The following is a 25,837-nucleotide window of genomic DNA, read 5'->3' on the forward strand; positions in this document are numbered from 1 at the left end:
CAGCGGAGAGCGTGAGGAGGTAGCGGCATGACCGCAGAGCCGCACGACCTGATCAACGTTCGGACGCCCGAACAGATCGTGGAGTCCCTCAAAACCGACAGGACTCCGCGCAACATCCGTGCCTGTCTTCCTCCTGCTGATCGCGACTACTTCGACAGGGACTACCGGCGGGCCATGGCCAAGGCCACCGAGGAACTGGACCTCGCGCCCGTCAATGCCTTGCTCGCTCACTGGTGGCACATCGCCAGGATGAAGGCGACCGGGGACTACGAAACGGTTCTGGACCAGGGCGCTCGCGTCCACGAGCAGATAGAACGTGGCGAATACGTCCCGGGGAGACCGTTACAGGAGGTCCTTGCCGAACGAGCATCCGAACTCGGCGTGAAACTTGAGCTCTAGATGTATACCGTCGGCCAGAGCAAGCAGGTAGATGAGCAAATCGCCGCCCTCCCCGCAGAAGCGCTCGCGGCGTTCCACGAGGTGATCGTGTTCCTTCACGTCGCACCGTGGAACGGCAATCCCTTCGTGAGCGAACGACCGGACGCCCCGATGCGGACACAGACGTTCGGTGACGGCGGTGCCGGCATGGTTACCTACCTGATCGTCGAGTACCGACGCCTGGTGGAGATCATCGACGTCGCCTGGTGCGGCTGAGCACTGCACAAAACCGGTATGCCCGTTCGCGCGATGGCGAGCTCCTCGTACCGGCCGATCGCTGTCACAGCCGAAAACCGTCACTTTCGTCACAGCTCGGGAACGTGACTGGATGATCGGCGGGGCAGCGTGGCCCACGACACGAGGCGATCGGGGGCGGGAAACCGGCCCCCATGTCCAGCCGCGTCTCCGCAAGGATCGCCTGGGCGGTCAGAGCGCCGGTGCCGGGGACCTCATCGAGACGTTCCACAACAGGACGCACGATCGGCGCGACCGGCCGGTGGCATTCCTCCTCCCGGCAGTCCATAGCCGCCCACTCCGCCCCGCCGGGACCGTGGGATGCCCTGGCACCGGCCGTGCCCCGAGCCGGCCTGAGCGAGCCTGAGGGGGCCGTGATCCGTGTGAGAAGCCGCTCCAGCCGCACCGTGAGCCGTTCGATTCACGCGGTTGATCGCGTTGAAGGTGACTTTCGACCGCCCACACCTTGCCGACCCACTGCCCGGAACCTCCGAGCTCGGTGATCGCACACAGCCCTTGACCACGTCCTCGGCGGCGTCCTCGGCGGCGTCCTCGGCCGCATCGACCCGCGCTCGCCGCCGGAACCTGTCGCGCAACCGTCTCCCACCGTCGGCGTAGACCGCCCGCGCGGCGTGAGTTCCGCCTCGCATCCCTGTCGAGGGAGCGAGCGTCTCCAGGGCCCACCGCCCAAATGTGACCACTTTGACGGGATCGGGACCTTATCCGGTTTCGCTTCAAACATGTGATTTAGGTCACATTGTGCGTGTACCGCTCCATCACGGAGCGTGAGCAAGATCGAATCGCTCGGCCCATGATCAGCGAAAACTTGAGAGAACCCTGGGAACGCAAGGCCGTAGGACCGGCGGAGGCCCGGGGACCAAGGTGATGATTCCCCTTACGACTCACTTACTTCTCCTATAGCTTTCTCCTCGTTCCTTCACTGACGGATGGGGCGCAAGTGACGTCCCACGACAGACCAGGGAGAAAGTAATGAAGCGCACTCTCGCTCTCGGCGGGATCGCGGCGGGCCTGCTGGCCTCCGCGGCCATCGCTGCGCCGGCTCAGGCTGACACGCCCAAGGACGTGGAGACCACGACGCTGGCGCAGACCAACTTCGCTGCCAAGCAGGTTGTCCAGTACTGGATCGGCGAGCACTTCGCCAACCTCGTCGGCGCCACGCCGTACGCGGTTGAGACCAAGGTCGCCGCCAAGAACGTGGGCAAGTACCCGACCGCGGCTACCGACAAGCCCGGCGTCGTGGGGTCGAGCGGTGACCAGAAGGCCGCCACCGGCAAGATCAAGAACATCAACCTGCCCCGGACCGTGGGTAAGGTGTTCTTCGTCGGCGCCGACGGCAAGAACCACTGGTGCACGGCCACCTCGGTGCAGAACCAGTACAAGAACCTGGTGGCGACCGCCGGTCACTGCGTCTACGACACGGTGGCCAACAAGGGCACCCTCGACAACTGGGTCTTCATCCCCGGCTACTACGAGGGCAAGGCTCCGTGGGGCATCTACGTCGGTAAGACCGCCTACACCCACGACGACTTCAGCGTCTTCGAGGACGGCGACAAGAACTACGCGTTCGTCACCGTCTACAACGGCGTCGAGGTCACCAACATCAAGAGCGACAAGGTCAGGAACTGGGTGGACAACCGCCGGTTCGAGACCAAGGCCCTCGCCGAGAAGGCCAAGAAGGACCTCGAGACGAAGGAAACCGGCTGGTCCGGCGAGATCGTCGAGGTCAAGGACTGGCACAACCTGGCGACGGACAAGAACGAGTCCTGGAAGAAGTTCGTCTCGGTTGACGAGTCCAACTTCTGGACCTTCGCCCGCCTCGCGAGCAAGAACGAGCTCGTGACGCTGGTCCGCGGGACGAGCACCGAGTGGACCAACCGTCAGGGCACCGCCGGCATCGTCATCGAGCGGATCAACCGCGAGGCGTACGGCAACACCCAGGACGACTACTTCTGGTCCGAGGACGGCAAGGCGCTCTACTTCAAGAAGGACAACGGCTTCTACAAGGCCACCTTCTGGGCGCTGTACGACCTGGACTACAAGCTGACCGGCCACATCGTGGACGTGACGCTGAAGGACAAGGGCAGCCTCGGCAGCAACGTTGGCGGCCAGGGCCTGGCTTACAACCAGAAGTTCGGCGCTCAGCCGGTCTTCATCTTCGGTTACCCGAGCGGGGCCCACAAGGACGGCAACTACGCCTTCACCGGCAAGACCCTCAAGTGGGCGTACGGCAAGCCGGGCGCCTACGCGGACTCGTCGAAGAAGGCGGAGGCCCTGCAGGGCGTCAAGACCTCCTTCACGGGTGAGGGCGCTCTGGGCTCGGCCTGGCTGCTCAAGTACAGCAACACCAAGCGTCTCGGCTACCTGAACGGTGTTACCACCGGTGTCGCCGACACCGACGGCAACGACCGTTACGACCTGAGCGTCTCCCCGTACTTCGACGGTGAGACCTACGAGGTCTACAAGGCGGCCGCGGGCAACTGGTCCGGCAAGATCGTCTGAGCTGATCTCAGTGATCTCGTGAAGTAAGAAAAAGGGCCCGGCATCCAGCCGGGTCCTTTTTCTATTTCCCCGGAATTCCCCCAGCAGTGCCGCAGCGGTCCGATCCGGAACCGGCCGGCACCTCGAACAGGAGGAACGCGGGCAGGCGGCGCGGGCACCGGAATGCCCTCCGAACTGGACCGACTGGGCGCGGCGCGCCGTCGGCATGTCACTCCAGTAACGATTCCTTACACCTCCTGACATTTTCCTATAACTTATTTCTCATCCTTTACTGACGCATGGGGCGTAATCCCGTCTCACGCCAGACCTGGGAGAAAAAGTGAAACGCACCCTCGCTCTTGGTGGCGTGGCGGCCGGCCTGCTGGCTTCCGCCGTCGTCGCCTCCCCCGCTCACGCGGAGAAGATTCCGGCCAAGCCCCTGGCCGAGACCAACTTCGCCGCCAAGCAGGTGGCCGCGTTCTGGTTCGGCGAGAAGATGGCCAACCTGATCCACGCCACCCCGTACAACGTCGAGACCAAGGTCTCCTCCAAGGTCGTCGCCCACATGCCCAAGGCGCCCACCTCCAAGCCGGGTGTCGTCGGGTCCAGCGCCGAGCAGAAGCCCACGGGCACGTCGAAGAACGTCAACCTGCCCCGGTCCTCCGGCAAGGTGTTCTTCGTCGGCGCGGACAACAAGCCACACTGGTGCTCCGCCACGGCGGTGCAGTCGCTGCACAAGAACCTCGTGGCCACGGCCGGTCACTGTGTCTTCGACACGGTGAAGGGGAAGACCACGATGAACAAGTGGGTCTTCATCCCGGGCTACTACGAGGGCAAGGCCCCCTGGGGCATCTACGTGGGCAAGATCGCCTTCACGCACTCCGACTACGACGCCTTCGCCGACGGCGACCACAACTACGCGTTCGTCGCCGTCTACAAGGGCATCCAGGTCACCGACGTGAAGACCGACAAGGTCAAGAACTGGGTCGACAACCGGATCTTCAAGACCCGGGCGGAGGCCGAGAAGGCGCAGCAGGAGGTCGAGACCAAGACCACCGGCTGGGCCGGCAGGATCGTGCCGTTCGTGTCCACCCCCGAGACGGTCGTCAGGGACAAGAAGAACAAGGAATACCAGCAGACCTGGATCGACGTCTCCACCTGGGCGTACTGGCAGAACACCGAGGCGCCCGCTCTCGCCGACGACAAGAAGGCGCCCACACTCAAAGAGGCCCTGGAGCTCCTGAACAAGGGCCGCGGCCAGACGACGGACTTCAAGACCGCCCCCGGCACCGGGATCAAGGTCACCCGCGTCTCGCTCACCGACTACAACTCGGCCAAGGACGAGGTGAAGATCGGCGACGTCGAGTTCCGGGTCTCGGAGGACAAGAAGAGCGTCTACTTCGTCTACGACCACGGCTACTACAAGGCCAACTTCTGGGCGAAGTACGACCTGGACTACAAGCTGACCGGCAAGATCGTCGAAATCACGCTGAAGGACGTCGGCCGCCTGGGTGACAACGTGTCCGGCCAGGGTCTCGCGTACAACCAGAAGGTCGGGCAGCCGACCTACGTGTTCGGCTACCCGAGCGGGGCCCACAAGGACGGCAACTTCGCCTTCACCGGCAAGACCCTCAAGTGGACCTACGGCAAGACCTTCCCCGCCGAGGCGCCGTCCATCAAGGGCGAGGCCCTCCAGGGCATCAAGTCGTCCTTCACCGGCGAGGGCGCCCTCGGTTCGGGCTGGCTGTTCAAGTACAACAACAGCAAGAGGTTCGGCTACCTGAACGGCGTGACCATCAGCGTCTCGGACACCGACGGCAACGACCGGTACGACACCAGCCTCTCGCCGTACTTCGACGGTGAGACCTACGAGGTCTACAAGGCGGCCGCGGCCACCGACTCCGGCAGCATCATCTGAGCACCCGATCTCACGAGAGGGGCCCGGCCGTCTACGGCCGGGCCCCTCTCCCGTTTCTCATCGCGTCGGCGACCTCTCATCGCGTCGCGACCTCTCGTCGCATCGGCGCACACCGAAGGCGCGGCCGGACGACGCTGCTCTACTGCGCTTCGAGGCGCTCGGCGAGCGTCATCCACTCGAGCTCGGCCGACTCCTTCTGCGTGGCGATCTCCCGCAGCTCGGCGTCGAGCTTGGCCAGACGCTCGAAGTCGCTCGCCGCCTCGGCCATCTCGGCGTGCAGCTTCGCCTCGCGCTCGCCGAACCTGTCGATCTGCCGTTCCAGCCGGTTGAGCTCCTTCTGCAGCTCCCGCAGCTCCTTGGCGGACAGCCCGCCCGCAGGCGCCGGCCGGTCGTCCTGGACGGTTCGCTCGGGAGTGCCCGCGGCGGAGGCCGCGCGGGCCGACAACGCGGCGCCCGACGCACGGCGTTCCAGGTACTCGTCCACACCGCCGGGCAGCATCGACAGCCTGCCGTCGCCCAGCAGCGCGACGCAGCGGTCCGCCACCCTCTCCAGGAAGTACCGGTCGTGGCTGACCACCACCAGCGTGCCCGGCCAGGCGTCGAGAAGGTCCTCCAGCTCGGTGAGCGTCTCGATGTCCAGGTCGTTGGTCGGCTCGTCGAGCAGCAGCACGTTGGGCTCGTCCATGATCAGCCTGAGGAGCTGGAGCCGCCGGCGCTCGCCGCCCGACAGGTCGCCGACGACCTTCCACTGGGCCTCGCCCCGGAAGCCGAGACGTTCGAGCAGCTGGGAGGCCGACCACTCCTTCTTGCCCACCTGGACGTACTTGCGGATCTCCTCGACCGTCTCCAGCACCCGCCGCGTGGGGTCCAGCTCGGCGAGCTCCTGCGACAGGTGCGCGAGCCGGACCGTCTTGCCGCGTACGACCCGGCCGGAGTCGGGCTCGACCGTGCCGGACAGCAGGCGCAGCACCGACGACTTGCCCGAGCCGTTCACACCGATCAGGCCGATCCGGTCTCCCGGGCCGAACTGGTACGTGCAGTGGTCGAGCACCAGCGGGCCCGACGCCGGACCGCCCGCGTGGAGCGTCACGTCCTCCAGGTCCGCGACGGTCTTGCCGAGCCGTGCCGAGGCGAAGTTCAGCAGCTCGACGGTCTCCCGCGGCGGCGGCTCGTTCGCGATCAGCGCCTCGGCCGCGTTGATCCGGAACTTGGGCTTGGAGGTCCGGGCCGGCGGTCCGCGCCGCAGCCAGGCGATCTCCTTGCGCATGAGGTTCTGCCGGCGTTCCTCCGCGGCCTGCGCGATCCGCGCCCGCTCGGCCTTGGCCAGCACGTACGCCGCGTAGCCGCCCTCGTAGCGCTCGACCGCACCGTCCACGACCTCCCACGTGCGGGTCGAGACCGCGTCGAGGAACCACCGGTCGTGGGTGACGACGAGCAGCGCCGACTTGCGCTGGACGAGGTGCCCGGCCAGCCAGGCGATGGCCTCGATGTCGAGGTGGTTCGTGGGCTCGTCGAGGATCAGCAGGTCGTGCTCCTCGATCAGCAGCCGCGCCAGGGCCGTACGGCGCCGCTCACCGCCGGACAGCGCGCCCGCGGGAGCCGCGAGGTCGATGTCGGCCAGCAGGTTGGCGAGGATCTCCCTGATCGCGGCGTCGCCGGCCCACTCGTGCTCGGCCCGGCCGGCCAGGACGATGTCCTTCACCGCGGCGTCCGGGTCGAACTGGTCACGCTGGGAGAGCGTGCCGACGCGCAGGCCACGGGTGTGGGTGACCCGGCCACTGTCGGGCTTCAGCGTCCCGGCGATGATCGAGATGAGTGTGGTCTTGCCGCCGCCGTTGCGGCCGACGACGCCGATCCGGTCGCCCTGCTCCAATCCGAGGGAGACGTCGGCGAGCAGCGGCTTGGGCCCGAAGGCGTGGGAGACGGACTCCAGATTGACCAGATTCATCGCTCGTAAAGCTTATCCGGCCACGGTGGCCCCGGGGACGGGCCCGTGGGCGGTGACGACGGCCCGGCAGCCGTCCACGTCCTTGATCAGGGCGGCCAGCTCGTGCGCCCGCTCGGCCGACTCGGCCAGGAAAGCGCAGGTGGGGCCCGATCCGGAGACGATCGCTCCGAGCGCACCGTGATCGCGGCCGGCGGCGAGCGTGTCCGCGAGCGAGGGGCGCAGCGCCAGCGCGGCGGGCTGCAGGTCGTTGGACAGCGCCTGCCCGAGCGCCTTCGCGTCGCCCGCACGCAGGGCGGCGAGCAGGGCCTCGCTCACCTCGGGGCAGGGCGCGGCCACCCCCGCCTCCTCGCGCAGCCGGTCGCACTCGCCGTACACCCTGGGGGTCGACAGGCCGCCGTCGGCGAGCGCGAAGACCCAGTGGAAGACCCCGGCGGTCTCCAGCGGGGCGAGCCGCTCACCGCGTCCGGTGCCCACGGCGGTGCCGCCGAGCAGCGCGAACGGCACGTCGCTGCCGATGTCGGCGGCGATCTCCATCAGGTCCTCGACGGGCAGGCCGAGGCCCCACAGCTCGTTGCAGGCCACCAGCGCCGCGGCGGCGTCGGCGCTTCCCCCGGCCATGCCGCCCGCCACCGGGATCGACTTGCGGATCAGCAGGTCGGCCCGGTAGGAACGGCCCGCCCTTTCGGCCAGCGCCCTGGCGGCCCGTACGGCGAGGTTGTCGTCGCTCACCGGAACCTCTCCGGTGTGGTCCCCCTCGACCCTGACCCTGAGCGGGGGCGCGGAGGCGTCACCGTCGACCGGTTCGGCGGCGGTGACCTCGTCGAACAGCGAGACCGCGTGGAAGACGTTCACCAGGTCGTGGTAGCCGTCCTCGCGCAGCGGGCCGACCGCGAGCTGGAGGTTGACCTTCGCCGGCACGCGCACCGTGATCGCGCTCATCGCCCGCTCACCGCCTCTCGTCGCACGGGATAACGGGCGGAGGGCCGCCCACCGCGGCCGATCCCATGTCGTCGCTCTCCGATGTGCCTGCACATGGCATGCGAGCTTAGCGTCACATGTCGTTGCGAAGATTGAGCGAGTTTCCCGGCATGAGGGCGGTCCGGGCGCGCGGAAAGGGCCCGGCCGTACGGCCGGGCCCTTCCTTAATTCAGGCGATCGCCGAGAACGGCTCAGACGATCTTGCCGGACCAGTTGCCGGCGGCGGCCTTGTAGACCGCGTAGGTCTCACCGTCGAAGTACGGGGAGACGCTGGTGTCGATGCGCTTGTTGCCGTCGGTGTCGGAGACCGTGATGGTCACACCGTTCAGGTAACCGAGACGCTTGGCGCTGCTGTAGCGGTAGAGCCACGCCGAGCCGAGCGAGCCCTCGCCGGTGAAGGAGGACTTGACGCCGATGACCTCCTCGGCCTTCATGGACGGCACGGCCGCCTTGAAGGTCTTGCCGTAGCTCCACTTGAGGGTCTTGCCGGTGAAGGCGTAGTTGCCGTCCAGGTGCGCCCCGCTCGGGTAGCCGAACACGAAGACCGGGCTGCCGATCTTCTGGTTGTAGGCCAGGCCCTGACCGCCGACGTTGGAGCCGAGGGTGCCGACGTCCTTCAGGGAGATGTTGACGATCTTGCCCTTGAGGCGGTAGTCGACATCGAAGTTGCCCCAGAAGGTGGCCTTGTACCAGGCGTTGTCCTTGGCGAAGTAGTAGGCCGTCTGCTCCTTGGCGTCGGCGGAGTTCCAGCCACCGTTCGCCTGGTACTTCTCGAACTCCGTCCTCGAAGTACGGGAGACAACGACGCCCCACGTCTTGTCGTCGTAGGTGGACGTGCCCTTCTTGGCCTGGGCCTCCAGGGTGGCGCGGGCCGAGTTCACGGTCGTCGGGTCGACCGCGATCTGGGCGACGCTGGCGTCGACCTTCGTCGAGTCCGGGGTGCGCAGCGGCACCTTGTGGGCCCAGTCGATCCGGCTGACGATCCGGCCCGCGAAGCCGGTCTCCTTGGTCTCGAGCTCCTTGCGAGCCTTCTCGGCGTCGGCCTTGGTCTCGAACGTGCGGTTGTCGACCCAGTTCTTGACCTTGTCCACCGACCCACCGGTGACCTGGACGCCGTTGTAGACGGTGACGAACGCGTAGTTCTTGTCGCCGTCCTCGAAGACGCTGAAGTCGTCGTGGGTGTAGGCGGTCTTACCGACGTAGATGCCCCACGGAGCCTTGCCCTGGTAGTAACCGGGGATGAAGACCCAGTTGTCCAGGGTCGCCTTGTTGGACTTGGTGTCGTACACGCAATGGCCGGCGGTCGCCACCAGGTTCTTGTACTGGCTCTGCACGGCGGTGGCCGAGCACCAGTGGGGCTTCTTGTCGGCGCCGATGAAGAACACCTTGCCCACCGTGCGGGGCAGGTTGACGTTCTTCGAGGTGCCGGTCGACGCCTTCTTGTCACCGCTGGACCCGACGATGCCGGGCTTGCTGTCAGCGGAGGCACCACCCTTGGAGACGTGCTTGGTGGGCAGCGTCGTCTCGACGGCGTACGGGGTGGCGTTGACCAGGTTGGCCATGTTCTGGCCGTACCAGAACGCGGCCACCTGCTTCGCGGCGAAGTTCGTGTTGGCCAGGTTGACCGGCGGCGCGACGTCGGAGTCGGCGTGGGCCGGGGAGGCGACAACGGCGGTGGCCAGCAGGCCGACCGCGATGCCGCCGAGGGTGAGGGTGCGCTTCAACTTACTACTCCCTGGTCTGATCGTCGGGCGCCATCTGCGCCCCATCCGTCAGTAAAGGACGCCTAAAAGCTATCGAAGGATTTGCGAGTTGTGACCGCCTTAGTGGCTTTCAGTCTGACCGCACCGTCAAGATCGCTACCTGCGTCTTCGCCGTCGACACGGGGAAGATCGCCGGGTTTTCGCTGATCACGCGGGCTGCCGTCGCCATGCCGTGACGCAGCGTCACTGATCGACACAAGCACCCAATGTGACCTAAATCACATCGAACTGATGGAACGAAGAGGGATGTCGATCACGTCAAAGATGATCCACTCGGACCGGTCCACAGACCCGTACGGCGTGCGCGGCGGGGAGCTCGCCCCGCCCGGCCGTCCCGCCGGGCGGGGCGAGCCGTTCAGAGAATGCCGCGGTCGGTGAAAGCCCTGGTGGCGATGCTCGCCGCGCTCGCGCCGTACAGGCGTCGGGCGGCGGCGACGGTCGCCTCGGCGGCCGCCTTGAACGTGGTGTCGGGAGCGAAGTCGAACTGCGCCTCGATGATCAGCGTGCTTGCCTTCCGGTCACCGAGCGCCTGACGGATGTCCCACAGGGCGCGGGACCAGATCTCGCCGTCGGCGTGGACCTCGCCCCTGACGTCCTCGGGGTAGTGCTTGGTCCCGTCCAGGCGGCGCAGGCAGTGCGGCGCGGACGTGTAACTCACCGAGTCCCAGTCGGCCACGCAGGCCTCGTCAGTCCTGGTGGGAACCCCGGTCGCCCAGCTGCTCACCGCCACGGCCAGGTAGTCGCCGAACGCCTCGCCGATCGCGCCGGACTCCGGCGTCGTGCCGAATCCGGGCACCTGCCCGTCCTGGACGCTGTGGCCGTACTCGTGGACGATCACCTCGGCGTCCTCGCCGTCGTCGATGCCGCCCTTGCCGAGAGTGATGTTGGCCTTGTCCTCGCGGAAGAAGGAGTTGTCGCTGCCGTACTGGTTGATGCGCAGCTCGATCTGCCGCTGGTTCACCGGCCGCAGCGTGCTGCCGAAGCCGAGCGACTGGATGTAGTGCTGGGCGGTGGTCACCCAGTGGTACCCCATGACCTGCTCGAACTGGTCCACGTCGCGGTGGTAGGCGGGGAAGGCGCCACCGGCGGCCTTCGCCGCCGCGCCGGTCGAGCTCTTCACCCGGACGTACCGGCCGGTGAGCGTGCCGGAGCCGTCCAGGTCGGTCAGCGTTACCTTCGTGTAGGCCGGGCCGAACGCCGGCAAGTCGGCGTCTTTGGCGTCGGCGAGGTCCTGCAGGCCGAGCTGCTGCACGGGATTCGGGGCGAACACGGTCGCGGTCGCCGTGGCGGTGTAGGCACCGGCCTGCGCGGGCGTGGCGGCCACGCTCGCGACCGCGGCGGCGAGAGCGCCTGCCAGACCGGCGGCCAGACCGGCGGCCAGGACGGCGGAACGAGTGGGGAACATGAGTCCTCCGGAGAAAAGTGCACAAGTACCGGAGATCGTCGTCTTCTCCCAAGATCGGCGGCAAGTGCCGATGCTTGTCCGTAATGATCCAATTCGGTCAGATCTGTCTAACCCGACCGGCGCAGCCTTCCAACACGAGACCGATGTCGTCGGCGGCCACGTCGCGGCGCAACCGTCCGGCCGCCGGCCGATCTGACCAGAGCTAGGTCGTCGCCGCCGCGGCCCGCTGCTCGGCGATGCGGGCGAAGTCCTCGATCCTCAGCTGCTCCCCGCGCGCCGAAGGGTCGATCCCGGCCCCGACCAGGGCCTCCTCGGCGGCGGCCGCCGTGCCGGCCCAGGAGGCGAGCGCGGCGCGCAGCGTCTTGCGGCGCTGGGCGAACGCCGCGTCGACGGCGGCGAAGACCTCCTCGCGAGTCGCCGTCGTCGCCGGCGGCTCCCGCCGTACGAGCGAGACCAGGCCGGAGTCGACGTTCGGCGCGGGCCAGAAGACGTTGCGCCCGACCGGACCGGCCCGGCGCACGTCGGCGTACCAGGCGGCCTTCACCGAGGGCACGCCGTAGATGCGCGACCCCGGCGCCGCGGCGAGCCGGTCGGCGACCTCCGACTGCACCATCACCAGCCCGCGCCGTAGCGACGGCAGCACCTCCAGCAGGTGCAGCACGACCGGCACGGACACGTTGTAGGGCAGGTTGGCGACCAGCGCGGTCGGCTCGGTCCCGAGCTCGGCGGGCCCGACCTTGAGCGCGTCGGCGTGCACCACGGTCAGCCGGCCGGCCACCTCGGGGGCCCGTTCGGCGACCGTCAATGGCAACTGCTCCGCCAGCACCGGGTCGATCTCCACGGCGACGACCTCGGCGACCTCCGGGAGCAGGGCGAGGGTGAGCGAGCCGAGCCCCGGCCCGACCTCGATCGCCACATCCTCCTGGGTGACCTCGGCGAGCCGGACGATCCGGCGGACGGTGCCGCCGTCGATCACGAAGTTCTGCCCCAGCTTCTTCGTCGGCCGGATGTTCAGCTTCTCCGCGAGCGTGCGCACTTCGACCGGCCCGAGCAGACTCATGCCTCCAGTGTCTCCCGCGCTACCAGGCGCCGAAGACGGTCTCGCCGTTCGCCGCGATCCGGGCGGCGAGGTCGGCGACGTCCATGCCCTTGACCTCCGCGAGGCAGCGGAGCGTGAGCGGGATCAGGTAGGGCGCGTTGGGCTTGCCCCGGTGCGGCGTCGGCGGCAGGTAGGGCGCGTCGGTCTCGACCAGCATCAGCTCGGGCGGGGCCACCGCCGCCGCCTCGCGCAGATATCCGGCGTTCTTGTACGTCACCGGGCCGGAGAACGACATGAAGTAACCGGCGTCCACACACCGCTTGGCCATCTCGGCGTCGCCCGAGAAGCTGTGGAAGACCACCACGTCGGGGGCGCCCTGGTCGGCGAGCACGGCGAGCACGTCGTCGTGCGCGTCGCGGTCGTGGATGACCAGGGCCTTGCCGGTCCGCTTGGCGATCTCGATGTGCGCCCGGAAGCTGGCGTGCTGGTCGTCCTTGGACGCCCAGTCGCGGAAGTAGTCGAGGCCGGTCTCCCCCACCGCCCGCACGTGCGGCCGCCGCGCGAGGTCCTCGATCTCGGCGAGGACCTCGGGCGTGGAGGCGTGCGCCTCGTTCGGGTGGATGGCCACGGCCGCGTAGACGTCCCGGTGCTCGCCGGCCACCTCGGCGTTCCACCGCGAGGACGGCAGGTCGTATCCCACCGTCACCAGGCGCGTCACGCCCACCGACTTCGCCTCGGCGAGGATCGACGCGACGCTCGCCCCGGCCGCCTGAGCGGCCAGCGCGACCGGGTCGCCCGAGGACGCCTGCCGGTTGCCGACCATGATGTCCAGGTGGCAGTGGCTGTCGAACACCTCGGCCGGCAGCGCCTCGGGCGGCGCGGGACGCTCACGCGACATGGTCAGGCGTTCTCCAGCCGCGGGAAGAGGATCTCGCCCTTGACGACCTGGGCCCCGGCGGGCAGCCTGCCCCAGGTGACGACGTCGGCGATCCGCTGGTCGGCGAGCGCGCCCAGGTGCGGCTCCGCCCCGAGGGACGCCCACAGCTTGGCGCTCGTGGCCGGCATGACCGGGTGCAGCAGCACCGCGATCGCCCGCAGCGACTCGGCCGCCGTGTAGAGGATCGTCGCGAGCCGCGCCTGCCCCTCGGGCGAGTCGTCCTTGGCCACCTTCCACGGCGCCTGGTCGCTCAGGTAGCCGTTGACCTGCTTGACGAAGTCGAAGACGGCGCCGATGCCGCCAGCGAAGTCCAGGTTGTCACCGATCATGGTGTCCGCCTGGGCCGCCGCCGTGGCGAGCCCGTCCGCGACCGCCTGCTCGGCCGGGCCCGCGTCCGTCGCCTCGGGAAGGCTTCCGTCGAAGTACTTGCCGATCATCGCCGCGACCCGCGACGCGAGGTTGCCGAAGTCGTTGGCGAGCTCGGAGGTGTAGCGGGCGGAGAAGTCCTCCCAGGAGAACGAGCCGTCCTGGCCGAACGGGATCGCCCGCAGGAAGTAGTAGCGGTAGGCGTCCACGCCGAAGTGGCTGGTCAGGTCGCGCGGCGAGATGCCGGTGAGGTTGGACTTGCTCATCTTCTCGCCGCCGACCATCAGCCAGCCGTTGGCGAACACGCGCCCCGGCAGCGGCAGGCCGTTCGCCATGAGCATGGCGGGCCAGATGATCGCGTGGAACCGGAGGATGTCCTTGCCGACCAGGTGCACGTTCGCCGGCCAGGTGGCGTCGAACTTCGCCTGGTCGGAGCCGTAGCCGACGGCCGTGGCGTAGTTGAGCAGCGCGTCGATCCAGACGTAGATGACGTGCTTGGGGTCCCAGGGGATCGGGACGCCCCAGTCGAAGGTCGACCGCGAGATCGACAGGTCCTGCAGGCCCTGCTTCACGAACTGCACGACCTCGTTGCGCGCCGAGGCGGGCTGGACGAAGTCGGGGTTCTGCTCGTAGAACTCCAGCAGGCGCGGGCCGTACGCCGAGAGCCTGAAGAAGTAGTTCTCCTCCTTCAGCCACTCCACCGGGCGCTTGTGGATCGGGCACAGGTCGCCCTCCAGCAGGTCGCCGGGCGACTTGTACTCCTCACAGCCGACGCAGTAGGGCCCCTCGTAACCGCCCTTGTAGATCTCGCCCTTGTCGTACAGGTCCTGCACGAACTCCTGGACGCGGTCGGTGTGGCGCGGCTCGGTGGTGCGGATGAAGTCGTCGTTGGCGATCTGGAGGTGCTCCCAGAGCGGCTTCCAGGCGTCCTCGACGAGCTTGTCGCACCACTCCTGGGGCGACACGCCGTTCGCCTCGGCCGTACGCATGATCTTCTGACCGTGCTCGTCCGTGCCCGTGAGGTACCACACCTTCTCGCCACGCTGGCGGTGCCAGCGGGTGAGCACGTCGCCCGCGACGGTCGTGTAGGCGTGGCCCAGGTGCGGGGCGTCGTTGACGTAGTAGATCGGCGTCGTGACGTAGAACGCCGACTCCCCTGATGCAGTCGTTCCTGTAGCCGCCATGTGCGAATCCTATCGGCCCCGGGGAGATGACTCCCCGGGTTAAAACGCCGCGCGTCGGAGACGCGATTCAAGCGCCGCGCGTCGGAGACGCGATTCAAGCGCCGTGCGTCAGGCGACGGACTCGCGGCCGGCGGTCTCGGAGTCGCGGCTGACGGCCTCGGCGGCCTCCTCGGCGGCGGACGCCGCGATGTCGACCGGGTTCTCCCGCGTACGGCGGATGCCGAGGATGCTGATGAACAGCGACGCGAAGATCGTCTGGAAGCTCATGATGAACGCCATCGCCGACGGCACGACGAGGCGCAGCGACTCGGCCGGGATCAGCTCGCCGAAGCCGCGGCCGCCCCAGTGGGCGAGCGAGGCCACCAGACCGGCCAGACCGGCCACGGCCAGGGCGCCGCCCGCGAGCAGGCCCTTCTCCAGCGTCACGACGTCCACCAGCCAGCGGACCCGCCGGTCTTCGGGGAGGAAGCCCTCCTCGGCCGCGTACACCTTGGTGAACAGCGCGAACAGCACGGCCTGGAAGCCGATGACCACCATCGCGGCCGCGCCGACCAGCGTGTCGACGTCGAAGGCGAGCTTGCCGATGTAGACCGGGCCGAACGTCAGCGCGGCCCCGGCGACGAGGCCGAGGCTCATCAGGACCAGGCCCGGGATGAAGAACAGCCAGCGCGGGCTGTAGAGCATCAGGAAGCGCAGGTGGCGCCAGCCGTCCCGCCACGAGCGCAGGTGCGGCGGGCGGGAGCGGCCGTCGGGCGACAGGGTGGTGGGCACCTCGCGGACGTCGAGCCCCTGCAGAGTCGCCTTGACGACCATCTCGGAGGCGAACTCCATGCCGCCGGTCTGGAGCCCCAGCCGCAGGATCGAGTCGCGGCGGAAGCCCCGCAGGCCGCAGTGGAAGTCGCCGATCTCGCTGGGGAAGAACAGCCGGCCGATGAACGACAGGACCGGGTTGCCCAGGTAGCGGTGGAGCGGAGGCATGGCGCCCGGGGCGATGCCGCCGCGGAACCTGTTGCCCATGACCAGCTCGGCGCCGTCCCGGAGCTGCTCGACGAAGGGCATCAGGTTGGTGAAGTCGTAGGAGTCGTCGGCGTCGCCCATGATGACGTACTTGCCACGGGCGGCCCGGATGCCGCCGATCAGGGCGTTGCCGTAGCCCTTCTCGTCAATGTGGACAACCCGGGCGCCCGCGTCACGGGCCAGCTGTTGCGAGCCGTCGGTGCTGCCGTTGTCGGCGATGACCACCTCGCCGTCGATTCCGTTCTCGCGCATGCAGGTGAGAGCCTTGCGAACACAGATCTCAACGGTCTCGGCCTCATTGAGGCATGGCATGACAACGGTAAGTTCCACGTCGCAACTCCTCGCATATGACGGCAGGACACCAATGATGCCCGCTTCCCAGTAGCGTCCGAGTCAAGTCCGCGAAACGGCTGGCATTCTGTAACCGTGACTCCACCCACCGCTGGAGCGGCGGGCTTCCCGCGTCGCCGGCCAAGCGGCGTCGCAGAGGACGAGCCCGGCCCGGAGAATTTCCAGCACGCCGGCGACGTCGGCGTGCGCGGCATTTCCGCACGTGCGGCGCGGGAACTCCGCCCGGGTGGCGCGGTTCTCCGCCATGGACCCGCGGGGGTCGATTGGGCGGGGGTCGATTGGAAGGCACCGGCGAAATCCGAGGGGAGGAAGCGCGGACTCATCCGCCGGATGAAGCAGGCGGTCGGCTCCGCGCGACTTTGATGGTCGCGATCGCGGATCCTCCCTCGGTGGACGCCTCCCCGGCCGGGGGATGGGGCCGTCCGGTCGCCGTGCTGCGCAGGCACCGGGTCTTCGCGGTCGCGCTCGGCGTCGCCTTCGTGCTGCGGATCGTCACGATGCTGGGCTTCGGCCCGGCCATGTGGTTCAACGACTCCTACGACTACGTGTCGGTGGCGCTGCGCCCGCGTCCGCACCCGATCCGCCCGGACGGGTACAGCTTCTGGCTGCTGCTGCTCAAGCCGTTCCACAGTTTCTCGCTCGTGGTGCTGACCCAGCACCTGATGGGCCTGGCGGCGGCGGTCCTTATCTACGCGCTGCTGACCAGAAGATTTGGGATGCCAGGCTGGGGGGCGACGCTGGCCGCCGCCCCCGTGATGTTCGACGCCTACCAGATCCAGCTCGAACAGCTGATCATGTCGGACACCATGTTCATCCTGCTCGTGGTGGGCGTGGTGACGCTCGTGCTGTGGCGGGAGCGGATGACCTGGCGCGGCGGGACCGTGGTCGGGCTGCTGCTCGCGCTGACGGCGCTGACCCGGAGCATCGGCCTGCCCATCCTCGCCCTGGTCGTGGCCTATCTGGTGATCAAGCGGGCGGGCTGGAAGCCGATCGCCGCCATGGTCGCCGCGTGCGCCCTGCCCGTGCTCGCGTACATGGGCTGGTTCAAGGCGGTGAACGGCCAGTTCGCGATGACCAACAGCGACGGGGTGATCCTCTACATGAGGACGTCGCTGTTCGCCGACTGCCACAAGATGAACATCGACGAGCGCCGCGAGCTGGAGCTGGCGCTGCTGTGCATCAACACGCCGCCCGCCAAGCGCGGCCTGTCGGCGCAGGCGTACCTGTGGTGGGACGACCAGAACCAGCTCCACGTCTTCGGCTCGGGCATGAAGTTCACCCCCGAGATCAACGCGAACGCCAGCGCGTTCGCCAAGAAGGCGATCCTGTCCCAGCCGGGCGACTACCTGGCCGCGGTGGCCAAGGACTTCTTCCGCGCCTTCCAGTGGGGCCGCCCGCGGTTCCCCGACGCCAAGACCTTCCTGCAGTACGAGTTCGACAACGAGTACACCCGCAAGCTGCCCAAGTGGAGCTCCTACCACAGCACCACGGACAAGGACGCCGAGGCGTACGAGAACGGCCCGGCCGCGACGCACGTGGTCTCCCCGTGGTCGGACATCATGATCGGCTACCAGAAGGTCGTACGGCTGCCGGGCCTCGTGCTGGGCCTGCTGCTGCTGTTCGGCCTGTACGGCGTGGCGCGACGCTGGCGCGACCTCGGCGGGCCGGCGCTGCTGCCCTGGCTTGGGGCGGTGGGCCTGATCCTGGCCCCGGCGGCGACGGCCGAGTTCGACTACCGCTACCTGCTGCCCGCGGCGCCGCTCGCCTGCCTCGCCGCCGGCATCACCGCCGCCGGTCTGCTGCGACGCCGTCCCTCGCTGCGCCTCTCGTCGTTCCGCCGTCTCTCGCTGCGCCGTCCCTCGCTCCGCTGACCCGGCGCCCGGCCCCTCTCCCAAAGGCGGGCGCCGTGGGTCAGGCGTGGGTCAGGCGTGGGTCAGGCGCCGTGGACGGCGTTGTAGAGGTCCCGCTTGGGAACCCCGGCGGATTTGGCCACCTCGGCGATGGCCTGCTTGCGCGGCACGCCCGCACCCTCGCGCCTGGCCACCTCCTCGACCAGTTCCTCGATGCCCGGCGCGGCCTCCTCGGCGGTCCGCCCCGCCACCACCAGCGTGATCTCGCCCCTGACCTCCCCGGCGGCCCATTCGGCCAGCTCGCCGAGGCCGCCGCGCCGCACCTCCTCGTAGGTCTTGGTGAGCTCCCGGCAGACGGCGGCGGGCCGCTGCGGGCCGAAGGCCTCCGCCATCGCCACCAAGGCCGCGTGCAGGCGGTGCGGCGCCTCGAAGAACACCATCGTGCGCTCCTCGGCCGCCAGCGCCGCCAACCGCCTGGCCCGCTCCCCCGGCTTGCGCGGCGGAAAGCCCTCGAAGCAGAACCGGTCGCTCGGCAGGCCGGAGACGGCGAGGGCGGTCGTCACCGCCGACGGGCCGGGCAGCGCCGTCACGGGCAGACCGGCCTCGACCGCGAGGCGGGTGAGCCGATATCCGGGGTCGGAGACGCCCGGCATGCCGGCATCGGTGATCACCACCACGGTCCGCCCGTCGCGCAGCGCCTCCAGCAACTCGGCGGCCCGCGCGCTCTCGTTGGCGTCGTAGTAGGACACCACGCGGCCCCCGATGGAGATGTCCAGGTCGGCCGCGAGCCGCCGCAGCCTGCGGGTGTCCTCCGCCGCGATCACGTCGGCTGCGGCGAGCACCTCGCGCAGCCGTGGGGACGCGTCTTTGGGCTGGCCGATCGGGGCTGCGGCGAGAACGAGCACGCGTCCAGCCTATGGGGGGCGTGAAACATTCATCGACGAGCGGCCATATGCCCCAATCCACGCGCGACCCGTACCCTCGGCGGGGACGCACCAGTAATCTGTCGGCGTGGCCGTGACCGACTATTCTCACAAGGCGTTCGAGCAGCCGGAAGAGGGACCACAGGACGAGGCTCCCGCGGTCTCCCTGCGCGACCGGCTCCTGCCGCCCATGTCCGGCGGCGCCATGTGGGGCTGGCTCGGCCCCATCCTGGTCGCCCTCTTCGGCGGGTTCCTGCGGTTCTACCGGCTGGGCACGCCGCACTCGGTCGTCTTCGACGAGACGTACTACGCCAAGGACGCCTTCGCCACCGTCAAGTACGGCGTCGAGCGGCAGTTCGTGGACGGCGCGGACAAGCTCCTGCTGGCCGGCAACGAGAACATCTTCAAGCAGTGCGGCTCGGTGAGCGAGTGCGCCTCGTACGTGGTGCACCCGCCGGTCGGCAAGTGGCTGATCGGCCTCGGCGAGATGATCTTCGGAGCGAACCCGTTCGGCTGGCGCTTCACCGCCGCGCTGCTCGGCACGCTGTCCATCCTGATCCTCGCCCGCACGGCCCGCAGGATGACCCGCTCGACGCTGCTCGGCTGCGCAGCCGGCCTGCTGCTGTCCCTCGACGCCCTCCACTTCGTGCTGTCCCGTACGGCGCTGCTGGACATCTTCCTGATGTTCTGGGTGCTCGCCGGGTTCGCCTGCCTCGTGGTGGACCGCGACTGGGTCCGCACCCGGCTCGTCGAGTGGCACGAGGCGGGGTCGCCCGCGGCCGGGGCGCGGCTGGGCCTGCGACCCTGGCGCCTGGCCGCCGGGCTGTGCCTCGGCGCGGCCCTGGCCACCAAGTGGACCGGCGTCTTCTACATCGCCGCTTTCGCGATCATGTCTCTGCTGTGGGACGCGGGCGCCCGGCGGGCCGCCGGAACGCCCCGGCCGTACGGCGCGGTCATCCGCCGCGACCTGCCGCTCGCCGCGGCCTGGATGGCGGTCGCCCCCGTCGTCACCTATGTCGTGTCGTTCACAGGGTGGTTCGTCACCGACAAGGGGTACGGCCGCAACTGGGAACAGGCCACCTCGAACGGCCCGGTCTACTTCGTCTTCGACTCGCTCCGGTCGTGGTTCGACTACCAGAAGCAGGTGCTCACCTTCCACACCGGCCTGGAGACGAGCCATCCGTACCAGTCGGAGCCCTGGCAGTGGCCGATGCTGCTGCGCCCGGTCGCGTTCTTCTACGAGTCGCCGAAGAACTGCGGCGCGGCCTCCTGCTCGTGGGCGGTGCTCGGCACCGGGACGCCGGTCATCTGGTACGCCGGCCTCATCGCGCTGATCGGCATGATCGCGTGGTACGTCGCCACCCGCGACTGGCGGGCGGGCGCGGTGCTGCTCGGCTACGCGGCCGGCTGGCTGCCGTGGTTCTACTTCGCCATCGCGGACAACCGGACCATGTTCATGTTCTACGCGATGCCGATGGTGCCGTTCATGATCCTGGCGCTCGTGCTGGCCTGCGGGCTGATCATCGGCAGGGAGGACCCGGCCCGGCCCAACCGGCGGGTGGTCGGCACGGCCGTGGTCGGCGCGTTCGTGCTCCTGGCTCTGGTCAACTTCGGCTGGCTCTATCCCGTGATCGCCGCCGAGTCCATCCCGTACGACTCCTGGCACGCGAGGATGCTGTTCAACTCGTGGATCTGAGACCCCCGTATCGTTGGGCTCATACCGTTGGGCCCAAAGGTGCGCCCAGAGGGGGGTGGTCGCGAGTGATACCGGGTCGTCGTCAACGATGGGGTCGATACGGCAGACTGCGGGTCATGCCCGCACCTGACGTCGCCGCGCTCCTCGCCCAGCTGGAGCGCTCCGAGCCGGACATCGCCGAGCCCGCCCGCGTCGCGGTCGAGTGGCTCGCCGGCGGCGAGGCACTGGAGACCATCAGCCAGTTCGACGTGTGCGAGTTCCTCTGGTACACGCTGCCGATCAAGGTGCCGGGCGACCAGGCGACCATCGCCCGAGCCCTCGGCGAGCTGCTCAGGCTCGCGGGCATGGAGCGCTACGCCGCCCTGTGCGACTCCCCCGCCACCGCGCGGATCCTGCTCACGTACGCCAGGGAGGGCGAGGAGGCCGGGGCCGCGGCCTACCACCGTGAGCTGGAGGCCACCGGTGTGCTGCCCCCGGACATCGCCGAGCTGTCGTGGAGCTCGATCATGGGGCCGGAGGAGCTCGGGGCGCACGTCGCGTGCGCGGCCGCCCTGGAGCTGGCCATCGTCACCGGCGACCCGGTGGACCGCGAGGAGCTGACCCGCCGGTGGCTCACCGCGCCCCGCGCGGAGCTGGGCGGCGACTGCTGGCTGCACCGGGTGCACGGCGAGCGGCTGAACCGCTGGGTGCTCGGACGCGGCACCGCCCGCCGCGAGCTCGCCCAGCCCTTCGAGGTGCGGCTGCACGCCCCCATCGCGGCTCCGGACGAGCCGCACCTGGAACCGCTGCGCTGGCTGCTCGGCCTGGCCCGCACCGGGGTCCGTCTGACCGAGCGGCTCAACGTCGGGCGTGCCGTGGCCGTCGAGGCGGCCGACCGGTTCGGATGGGCCGATCGGGCCAGGTCCGGGGTGGTGCGCGGCGAGGCCGACGTGCCCGCCCTCACCGAGCTGCGGCAGATCGCCGTACACGACCTCGGGGCGCTGCGGCGCAGCGGACGCAGGCTGGTGCTCACGACCACGGGCAGGAACCTGCTGGACGACCGCGCCGCCATGTGGGAGGCGGCGACGCCCACGCTGCTCGCCCCCGCCCCCGGGGAGCACGACTTCGAGGTCTCCATCCGCGAGTCGGCGCTGATGATCCTGGTGGACGGCGACGTGGTGCGCGACGGCGACCTGCGCGACCGGGTCGCCGAGGTGGTCAACGGCGAGGGCTGGCGCGCGACGGACGGCGGCCGGGTCGGCGGCGCCGACCTCACCGGCCCGCTCGCCCGGCTCCGGCACCGCCTCGACGCGCTCGGCCTGGAGGCCGCGGCCCCTCAAGCGGCGGGCCCGGCGCCCGAGGCCACGAGCCCGGAGCCCGGCAGGCGTGCCGCGGGCGCCGCGCCGTGGCGGCTCACGGCCGCGGGGCGCCGCGCCGCGCTGGCCGCGCTGCGCGCCCAGGCCCTGCGTCCCCGCCAGTACGCCGGCCTCGGGTAGGCCTGTCAGGGGGCCTGCAGGACCTCCAGGTAGTGGGCGTTGTACATGATCCCCAGGATGTTGCCGAACGGGTCGACGACCGAGGCGGTGACGAAGCCGGAGCCGCGCTCCGTCGGCGCCTCGTGCTGCGTGGCGCCCATCGACAGCAGCCGGTCCAGGCTCGCCGCCACGTCGTCGACGTGCCAGTAGACGACCGCCCCGCCCGGCCGACCCGCGTCGTGCGGGGCGTAGCGGCGGTCGATCAGCCCCAGTTCGTGCTGGTAGTCGCCGAGGCGGAACTCGGCGTAGGCGAGCCGCCCGTCCGGTCCCCGGCGCTCGAAGTACGCCTCCACGCCGAGCAGTTCCGCGTACCACCTCTTCGCCTGCTCGACGTCGTCCGCCCAGAAACTCACGGTCGTCATTCCGCGCAACATTCGTGCTCCCTTCGTTGGAGATGAACACTAGGAGGCCTTGAGGAACGTATGGTTCCTCAAGGCACGGGAGACTGTGGCCATGCTGGAAACCTCCGTACGGCTGCTGCGGTTGCTGGCGCTGCTCCAGGCGCGGCCCGGCTGGTCCGGCGCCGACCTGGCGGACCGGCTCGGGGTGACCACCAGGACCGTGCGCAACGACGTCGAGCGGCTGCGCGTCCTGGGCTACGAGATCCACTCCGCCACCGGAACGGCCGGCGGATACCGGCTGGGCGCGGGGTCCGCCCTGCCCCCGCTGCTGCTGGACGACCAGGAGGTCGTCGCGGTGGTCGTCAGCCTGCAGGGCGCCGCGGGGAGCACCGTGACCGGCATCGAGGAGACCTCGCTGCGCGCGCTCACCAAACTCCAGCGCATGCTGCCGTCCCGGCTGCGTCACCGGATCGAGGCCGTGCGCGCGGCCACGGTCGCGGTGCCTGGCCACGGCCCCACCGTGGACCCCGAGACGCTGACCTCGATCGCCGCGGCCGTCCGCGACCATGAGACCCTGCGGTTCGACTACCTCGACCACCGGGGGAACGAGGGGCGCCGCACGGCCGAGCCGCACCGGCTCGTGTTCACCGGGCGGCGCTGGTATCTGCTGGCCTGGGACGCCGACCGCCGCGACTGGCGGACCTTCCGCGCCGACCGCGTGCGGCTCCGGACCCCGAACGGCCCCCGCTTCACCCCGCGCGAACCACCCGAGGGCGACGCCGCCGCCCACGTCGTACGCGGGGCGGGTTCGGCCGCCTGGAGGCACCGGGCCGTCGTACGGCTGCACGCCCCCGTCGAGGTCATGGGCGCGAGACTCACCGCGGCGGCCGGCCTGCTGCGCGCCGACGGCGCGGACGGGTGCGTGCTGGAGACCGGCGGCGACTCGCTCCAGAACCTGACGGCCTTCCTCACCGCGCTCGACGTGCCCTTCACCGTGCTCGACCCGCCCGAGCTGCGCGCCCATCTGCGTGCGCTCGCCGAGCGCTACCGGGCCGCGGGGGCGGAGTAGCGTGTGAGGCCATGCCGGACGAGACATTTGCCGTGGACGACGACATCCGGAGCGTGAACGCGTTCTGGCGGGGCCTGGGCCTGCCCGGTCTGATCGACGTCCACACCCATTTCATGCCGGAACGCGTCCTGACCAAGGTGTGGGCCTACTTCGACTCCGCCGGGCCGCTGGTCGGCCGGACCTGGCCGATCACCTACCGGCTGCCCGAGGACGACCGCGTCGAACGGCTCAGGGCCTTCGGCGTGCGGGGGTTCACCTCCATGCTCTACCCCCACAAGCCGGGCATGGCGGAGTGGCTGAACGACTGGGCGGCCGGGTTCGCCGCCCGGGTCCCCGGCTGCCTGCACACGGCGACGTTCTTCCCCGAACCCGGCGCCTCGCGGTACGTCGCGAAGGCGATCGAGGCGGGCGCCCGGGTGTTCAAGGCGCACCTCCAGGTCGGCGGGTACGACCCGAACGACCCGCTGCTCGACGAGGTCTGGGGGCTGCTGGAGGACCACGGCATCCCGGTGGTGACGCATTGCGGGTCAGGCCCGGCCCCCGGGCCGCACACCGGGCCGGAGCCGGTCGCGGCCCTGCTCGCGCGGTATCCCCGGCTGCCGCTCGTGATCGCCCACATGGGCACTCCCGAGTACGCCGAGTTCCTCGCCCTGGCGCTGCGTCATCCGGCGGTCTGCCTGGACACGACGATGGCCTTCACCCGCTTCACGGAGGAGACCGCGCCCTTCCCCCGGGAGGCCGTCCCGCTGCTGCTGGAGCTTCAGGACCGCATCCTGCTCGGCACCGACTTCCCCAACATCCCCTACCCGTACACGGAGGCGCTGTCGGCCCTGGCCGGCCTGGATCTCGGGGACGGGTGGCTGCGCGCCGTCTGCCACGACAACGCCGCGAGGATCTTCGGTCTGTACGAGGCGGGCCGCTGACGGTAGAAAGTGACAGTGACGAAGCCGCGTGGGAAATCGCGTGGGAAGTACGGTGTGGACGCCCCGGCGGTGCTGGCCGGGCTGGCGCTGGGCGGAGTCGCGGAGACGGCGCTGGCCGTCGTGCTCTTCGCCGTCGGGTGGGTCGTCCCGGCGGTGGTGCTGCTGGTCGGCGGCGGCATGATGGTCGTCGGCGCGGCGCTGTTCGCGCACACCACCCTGCGCGGCAAGTTCCGCGTGTGGGACGCGGAGCTCGACCGGCTCGGCCTGACCGGCGGCGAACGCGTCCTCGACCTGGGCTGCGGCCGCGGGCTCGTCCTGCTCAAGGCGGCGGCGCGAGTCCCCGGTGGCCACGCGACCGGCGTCGACCTGTGGACCCACGACCAGTCGGGCAACAGCGGCGAGGCCACCCTGGCCAACGCCCGCGCCGAGGGCGTCGCGGACCGGATCGCGCTGGTCACCGCCGACATGCGCGGCCTGCCCTTCCCCGACGCCACGTTCGACGTGGTGGTGTCCAGCCTCGCCGTGCACAACATCACCGACACCGAAGGCCGCGCCAGCGCCGTACGTGAGGCGTTGCGCGTGCTGAAGCCGGGCGGCAGTCTGCGCCTGGCCGACTTCAGGAACGCCGGCCGATACGCCGACGTGCTCCGCGAGTGCGGGGCCGCCGACGTCCACGTGTACGACCTCGGCTGGCGGTTCTGGTATGGCGGGCCGCACGCCAAGACGTCCATGGTCGCGGCCACGCGCCTGTGATTCATGCCAGGAACGCGTGGAGGCCGGTCCCGCGTGGGCGGGCCCGGCCTCCGTACGTCTGACCGTGTCCGTATGGGTTACGGCAGGGCCTCGATGACGGCGTCCCGCCAGTCGTAGTGCGCCCAGTCGTAGTTCCAGGGCAGCCCGCCGGTGACGGCCTCCAGCTGGCTGTCGTCCAGCGGGCGAAGGGTCTTGTCGAAGTCGTTCATCTCGGATGAGACCTTTCCGTAAGGAATGTGCTCATCGAAGATCCCAGGCGCGGCCTGTGGATCCCTTGGAGATCACTGGGTCTTCTTGCGTACCGGTCACGCGGGAGACATCACCTCGTAGAGGTTGCGTGCCGCATCGACGAAGAACAGCCCGCGCGGGCACAGCGGGTGATCGATGCGGCCGTTGTCGGGATGGGCAGGATCGCTGCCGAAGGGCACCTCGGCCTCCCGGAGGCGGGCCAGGATCTGATCGAACGTGGCCGGATCCGCGTCGAAGGCCAGATGCACGCCGACGGGGTTCTCCACGGTCATGAAGTCCAGGGTCAGCGTCTCGTTCACCCGTACGGGCGCGAAGTGGCCGTTCCGGCCGGCGGGCGGCAGCTCCGGCAGGCCCATGATCGAGGCGAAGAACCGGGCCGCCTCGCGGTTGTCGACGGCGGGGACGATGGTGTGGTTCAGCGTGATGGTCATGCCGCTCTCTC

Annotated in this window: 22 protein-coding genes; 10 read left to right on the forward strand and 12 right to left on the reverse strand. The window is 69.5% G+C overall.

The window, feature by feature from the left end:
* The first annotated feature begins 27 nt into the window (after positions 1-27).
* The 4 genes from ABZ857_RS16135 (at position 28) to ABZ857_RS16150 (ending at position 5,089) form a co-directional block, all read left to right on the forward strand.
* Positions 28-399: a DUF6247 family protein gene (locus tag ABZ857_RS16135; protein WP_357043503.1), complete on the forward strand. Its 372-nt coding sequence runs from the start codon at positions 28-30 to the stop codon at positions 397-399.
* Positions 400-654 (forward strand): hypothetical protein, encoded by a 255-nt coding sequence (locus ABZ857_RS16140; protein WP_357043505.1) that lies wholly within the window; start codon positions 400-402, stop codon positions 652-654.
* 1,008 nt (positions 655-1,662) lie between these two features.
* On the forward strand, positions 1,663-3,192 hold the full coding sequence (locus ABZ857_RS16145) for a hypothetical protein (RefSeq protein WP_357043507.1): 1,530 nt from the start codon (positions 1,663-1,665) through the stop codon (positions 3,190-3,192).
* A 319-nt stretch (positions 3,193-3,511) separates the two neighbouring features.
* Complete coding sequence (locus ABZ857_RS16150) at positions 3,512-5,089, forward strand: hypothetical protein (RefSeq protein WP_357043509.1); 1,578 nt, start codon at positions 3,512-3,514, stop codon at positions 5,087-5,089.
* Between the two features lie 139 nt (positions 5,090-5,228).
* Here the strand turns inward: ABZ857_RS16150 and ABZ857_RS16155 are convergent, their stop codons facing one another.
* From ABZ857_RS16155 to ABZ857_RS16190, 8 genes are all read right to left on the reverse strand, one after another.
* Complete coding sequence (locus ABZ857_RS16155; protein WP_357043511.1) at positions 5,229-7,037, reverse strand: ABC-F family ATP-binding cassette domain-containing protein; 1,809 nt, start codon at positions 7,035-7,037, stop codon at positions 5,229-5,231.
* Positions 7,038-7,049: 12 nt separating this feature from the next.
* A complete protein-coding gene (locus ABZ857_RS16160) occupies positions 7,050-7,976 on the reverse strand; it encodes a 4-(cytidine 5'-diphospho)-2-C-methyl-D-erythritol kinase (protein ID WP_357043512.1) in 927 nt (308 codons plus the stop codon).
* Positions 7,977-8,206: 230 nt separating this feature from the next.
* Entirely contained in the window at positions 8,207-9,739 is a 1,533-nt protein-coding gene (locus ABZ857_RS16165) for a hypothetical protein (protein ID WP_357043514.1), read from the reverse strand.
* A gap of 394 nt (positions 9,740-10,133) precedes the next feature.
* On the reverse strand, positions 10,134-11,183 hold the full coding sequence (locus ABZ857_RS16170; RefSeq protein ID WP_357043516.1) for a M4 family metallopeptidase: 1,050 nt from the start codon (positions 11,181-11,183) through the stop codon (positions 10,134-10,136).
* Between the two features lie 202 nt (positions 11,184-11,385).
* Complete coding sequence (gene rsmA, locus ABZ857_RS16175; RefSeq protein ID WP_357043518.1) at positions 11,386-12,243, reverse strand: 16S rRNA (adenine(1518)-N(6)/adenine(1519)-N(6))-dimethyltransferase RsmA; 858 nt, start codon at positions 12,241-12,243, stop codon at positions 11,386-11,388.
* A gap of 19 nt (positions 12,244-12,262) precedes the next feature.
* The gene (locus tag ABZ857_RS16180; RefSeq protein ID WP_357043520.1) at positions 12,263-13,120 is read right to left on the reverse strand and encodes a TatD family hydrolase; all 858 of its coding nucleotides are present in this window, start codon (positions 13,118-13,120) and stop codon (positions 12,263-12,265) included.
* Positions 13,121-13,122: 2 nt separating this feature from the next.
* Positions 13,123-14,709, reverse strand: coding sequence for a methionine--tRNA ligase (gene metG, locus ABZ857_RS16185; RefSeq protein WP_357043522.1), 1,587 nt, complete (start codon positions 14,707-14,709; stop codon positions 13,123-13,125).
* A 108-nt stretch (positions 14,710-14,817) separates the two neighbouring features.
* Positions 14,818-16,056: a glycosyltransferase gene (locus ABZ857_RS16190; protein ID WP_357043524.1), complete on the reverse strand. Its 1,239-nt coding sequence runs from the start codon at positions 16,054-16,056 to the stop codon at positions 14,818-14,820.
* Positions 16,057-16,466: 410 nt separating this feature from the next.
* Here ABZ857_RS16190 and ABZ857_RS16195 point away from each other — a divergent pair, with 410 nt between their 5' ends.
* Positions 16,467-17,948, forward strand: a complete 1,482-nt coding sequence (locus ABZ857_RS16195) for a hypothetical protein (RefSeq protein ID WP_357043526.1) — start codon at positions 16,467-16,469, stop codon at positions 17,946-17,948.
* Between the two features lie 62 nt (positions 17,949-18,010).
* On the opposite strand, the gene rsmI is transcribed toward ABZ857_RS16195, so the two are convergent.
* Positions 18,011-18,832 carry a 16S rRNA (cytidine(1402)-2'-O)-methyltransferase gene (rsmI, locus tag ABZ857_RS16200; RefSeq protein WP_357043528.1) on the reverse strand — a complete coding sequence of 274 codons (822 nt, stop codon included), beginning with the start codon at positions 18,830-18,832 and terminating at the stop codon, positions 18,011-18,013.
* Positions 18,833-19,040: 208 nt separating this feature from the next.
* On the opposite strand from rsmI, the gene ABZ857_RS16205 reads away from it, so the two are divergent.
* Positions 19,041-20,546: a phospholipid carrier-dependent glycosyltransferase gene (locus ABZ857_RS16205; protein ID WP_357043611.1), complete on the forward strand. Its 1,506-nt coding sequence runs from the start codon at positions 19,041-19,043 to the stop codon at positions 20,544-20,546.
* Positions 20,547-20,662: 116 nt separating this feature from the next.
* A complete protein-coding gene (locus ABZ857_RS16210; RefSeq protein WP_357043530.1) occupies positions 20,663-22,021 on the forward strand; it encodes a hypothetical protein in 1,359 nt (452 codons plus the stop codon).
* A gap of 5 nt (positions 22,022-22,026) precedes the next feature.
* On the opposite strand, the gene ABZ857_RS16215 is transcribed toward ABZ857_RS16210, so the two are convergent.
* Positions 22,027-22,434: a VOC family protein gene (locus ABZ857_RS16215; protein WP_357043532.1), complete on the reverse strand. Its 408-nt coding sequence runs from the start codon at positions 22,432-22,434 to the stop codon at positions 22,027-22,029.
* 79 nt (positions 22,435-22,513) lie between these two features.
* On the opposite strand from ABZ857_RS16215, the gene ABZ857_RS16220 reads away from it, so the two are divergent.
* Genes ABZ857_RS16220 through ABZ857_RS16230 form a run of 3 tightly spaced genes read left to right on the forward strand, consistent with a single transcriptional unit; the run spans position 22,514 to position 25,146 of the window.
* Positions 22,514-23,470 carry a WYL domain-containing protein gene (locus tag ABZ857_RS16220; RefSeq protein ID WP_357043534.1) on the forward strand — a complete coding sequence of 319 codons (957 nt, stop codon included), beginning with the start codon at positions 22,514-22,516 and terminating at the stop codon, positions 23,468-23,470.
* Between the two features lie 11 nt (positions 23,471-23,481).
* Positions 23,482-24,393 carry an amidohydrolase family protein gene (locus ABZ857_RS16225; RefSeq protein ID WP_357043536.1) on the forward strand — a complete coding sequence of 304 codons (912 nt, stop codon included), beginning with the start codon at positions 23,482-23,484 and terminating at the stop codon, positions 24,391-24,393.
* Positions 24,394-24,408: 15 nt separating this feature from the next.
* Positions 24,409-25,146: a class I SAM-dependent methyltransferase gene (locus ABZ857_RS16230; RefSeq protein ID WP_357043538.1), complete on the forward strand. Its 738-nt coding sequence runs from the start codon at positions 24,409-24,411 to the stop codon at positions 25,144-25,146.
* 77 nt (positions 25,147-25,223) lie between these two features.
* On the opposite strand, the gene ABZ857_RS16235 is transcribed toward ABZ857_RS16230, so the two are convergent.
* A complete protein-coding gene (locus ABZ857_RS16235) occupies positions 25,224-25,355 on the reverse strand; it encodes a hypothetical protein (protein WP_357043540.1) in 132 nt (43 codons plus the stop codon).
* Positions 25,356-25,451: 96 nt separating this feature from the next.
* Positions 25,452-25,826: a VOC family protein gene (locus ABZ857_RS16240; RefSeq protein WP_357043542.1), complete on the reverse strand. Its 375-nt coding sequence runs from the start codon at positions 25,824-25,826 to the stop codon at positions 25,452-25,454.
* Positions 25,827-25,837: the final 11 nt, after the last annotated feature.

It is taken from the genome of Microbispora sp. NPDC046933 (assembly GCF_040644635.1).
Lineage (GTDB): Bacteria > Actinomycetota > Actinomycetes > Streptosporangiales > Streptosporangiaceae > Microbispora.

Bases quoted from the DNA above. Each gene is read 5' to 3' on its own strand.
- ABZ857_RS16135 (WP_357043503.1), top strand. From the start codon at position 28: ATGACCGCAGAGCCGCACGACCTGATCAACGTTCGGACGCCCGAACAG.
- ABZ857_RS16140 (WP_357043505.1), top strand. From the start codon at position 400: ATGTATACCGTCGGCCAGAGCAAGCAGGTAGATGAGCAAATCGCCGCC.
- ABZ857_RS16145 (WP_357043507.1), top strand. From the start codon at position 1,663: ATGAAGCGCACTCTCGCTCTCGGCGGGATCGCGGCGGGCCTGCTGGCC.
- ABZ857_RS16155 (WP_357043511.1), bottom strand. From the start codon at position 7,037: ATGAATCTGGTCAATCTGGAGTCCGTCTCCCACGCCTTCGGGCCCAAG.
- ABZ857_RS16160 (WP_357043512.1), bottom strand. From the start codon at position 7,976: ATGAGCGCGATCACGGTGCGCGTGCCGGCGAAGGTCAACCTCCAGCTC.
- ABZ857_RS16170 (WP_357043516.1), bottom strand. From the start codon at position 11,183: ATGTTCCCCACTCGTTCCGCCGTCCTGGCCGCCGGTCTGGCCGCCGGT.
- rsmA (WP_357043518.1), bottom strand. From the start codon at position 12,243: ATGAGTCTGCTCGGGCCGGTCGAAGTGCGCACGCTCGCGGAGAAGCTG.
- ABZ857_RS16180 (WP_357043520.1), bottom strand. From the start codon at position 13,120: ATGTCGCGTGAGCGTCCCGCGCCGCCCGAGGCGCTGCCGGCCGAGGTG.
- metG (WP_357043522.1), bottom strand. From the start codon at position 14,709: ATGGCGGCTACAGGAACGACTGCATCAGGGGAGTCGGCGTTCTACGTC.
- ABZ857_RS16205 (WP_357043611.1), top strand. From the start codon at position 19,041: ATGTCCGGCGGCGCCATGTGGGGCTGGCTCGGCCCCATCCTGGTCGCC.
- ABZ857_RS16210 (WP_357043530.1), top strand. From the start codon at position 20,663: ATGCCCGCACCTGACGTCGCCGCGCTCCTCGCCCAGCTGGAGCGCTCC.
- ABZ857_RS16215 (WP_357043532.1), bottom strand. From the start codon at position 22,434: ATGTTGCGCGGAATGACGACCGTGAGTTTCTGGGCGGACGACGTCGAG.
- ABZ857_RS16220 (WP_357043534.1), top strand. From the start codon at position 22,514: ATGCTGGAAACCTCCGTACGGCTGCTGCGGTTGCTGGCGCTGCTCCAG.
- ABZ857_RS16225 (WP_357043536.1), top strand. From the start codon at position 23,482: ATGCCGGACGAGACATTTGCCGTGGACGACGACATCCGGAGCGTGAAC.
- ABZ857_RS16235 (WP_357043540.1), bottom strand. From the start codon at position 25,355: ATGAACGACTTCGACAAGACCCTTCGCCCGCTGGACGACAGCCAGCTG.
- ABZ857_RS16240 (WP_357043542.1), bottom strand. From the start codon at position 25,826: ATGACCATCACGCTGAACCACACCATCGTCCCCGCCGTCGACAACCGC.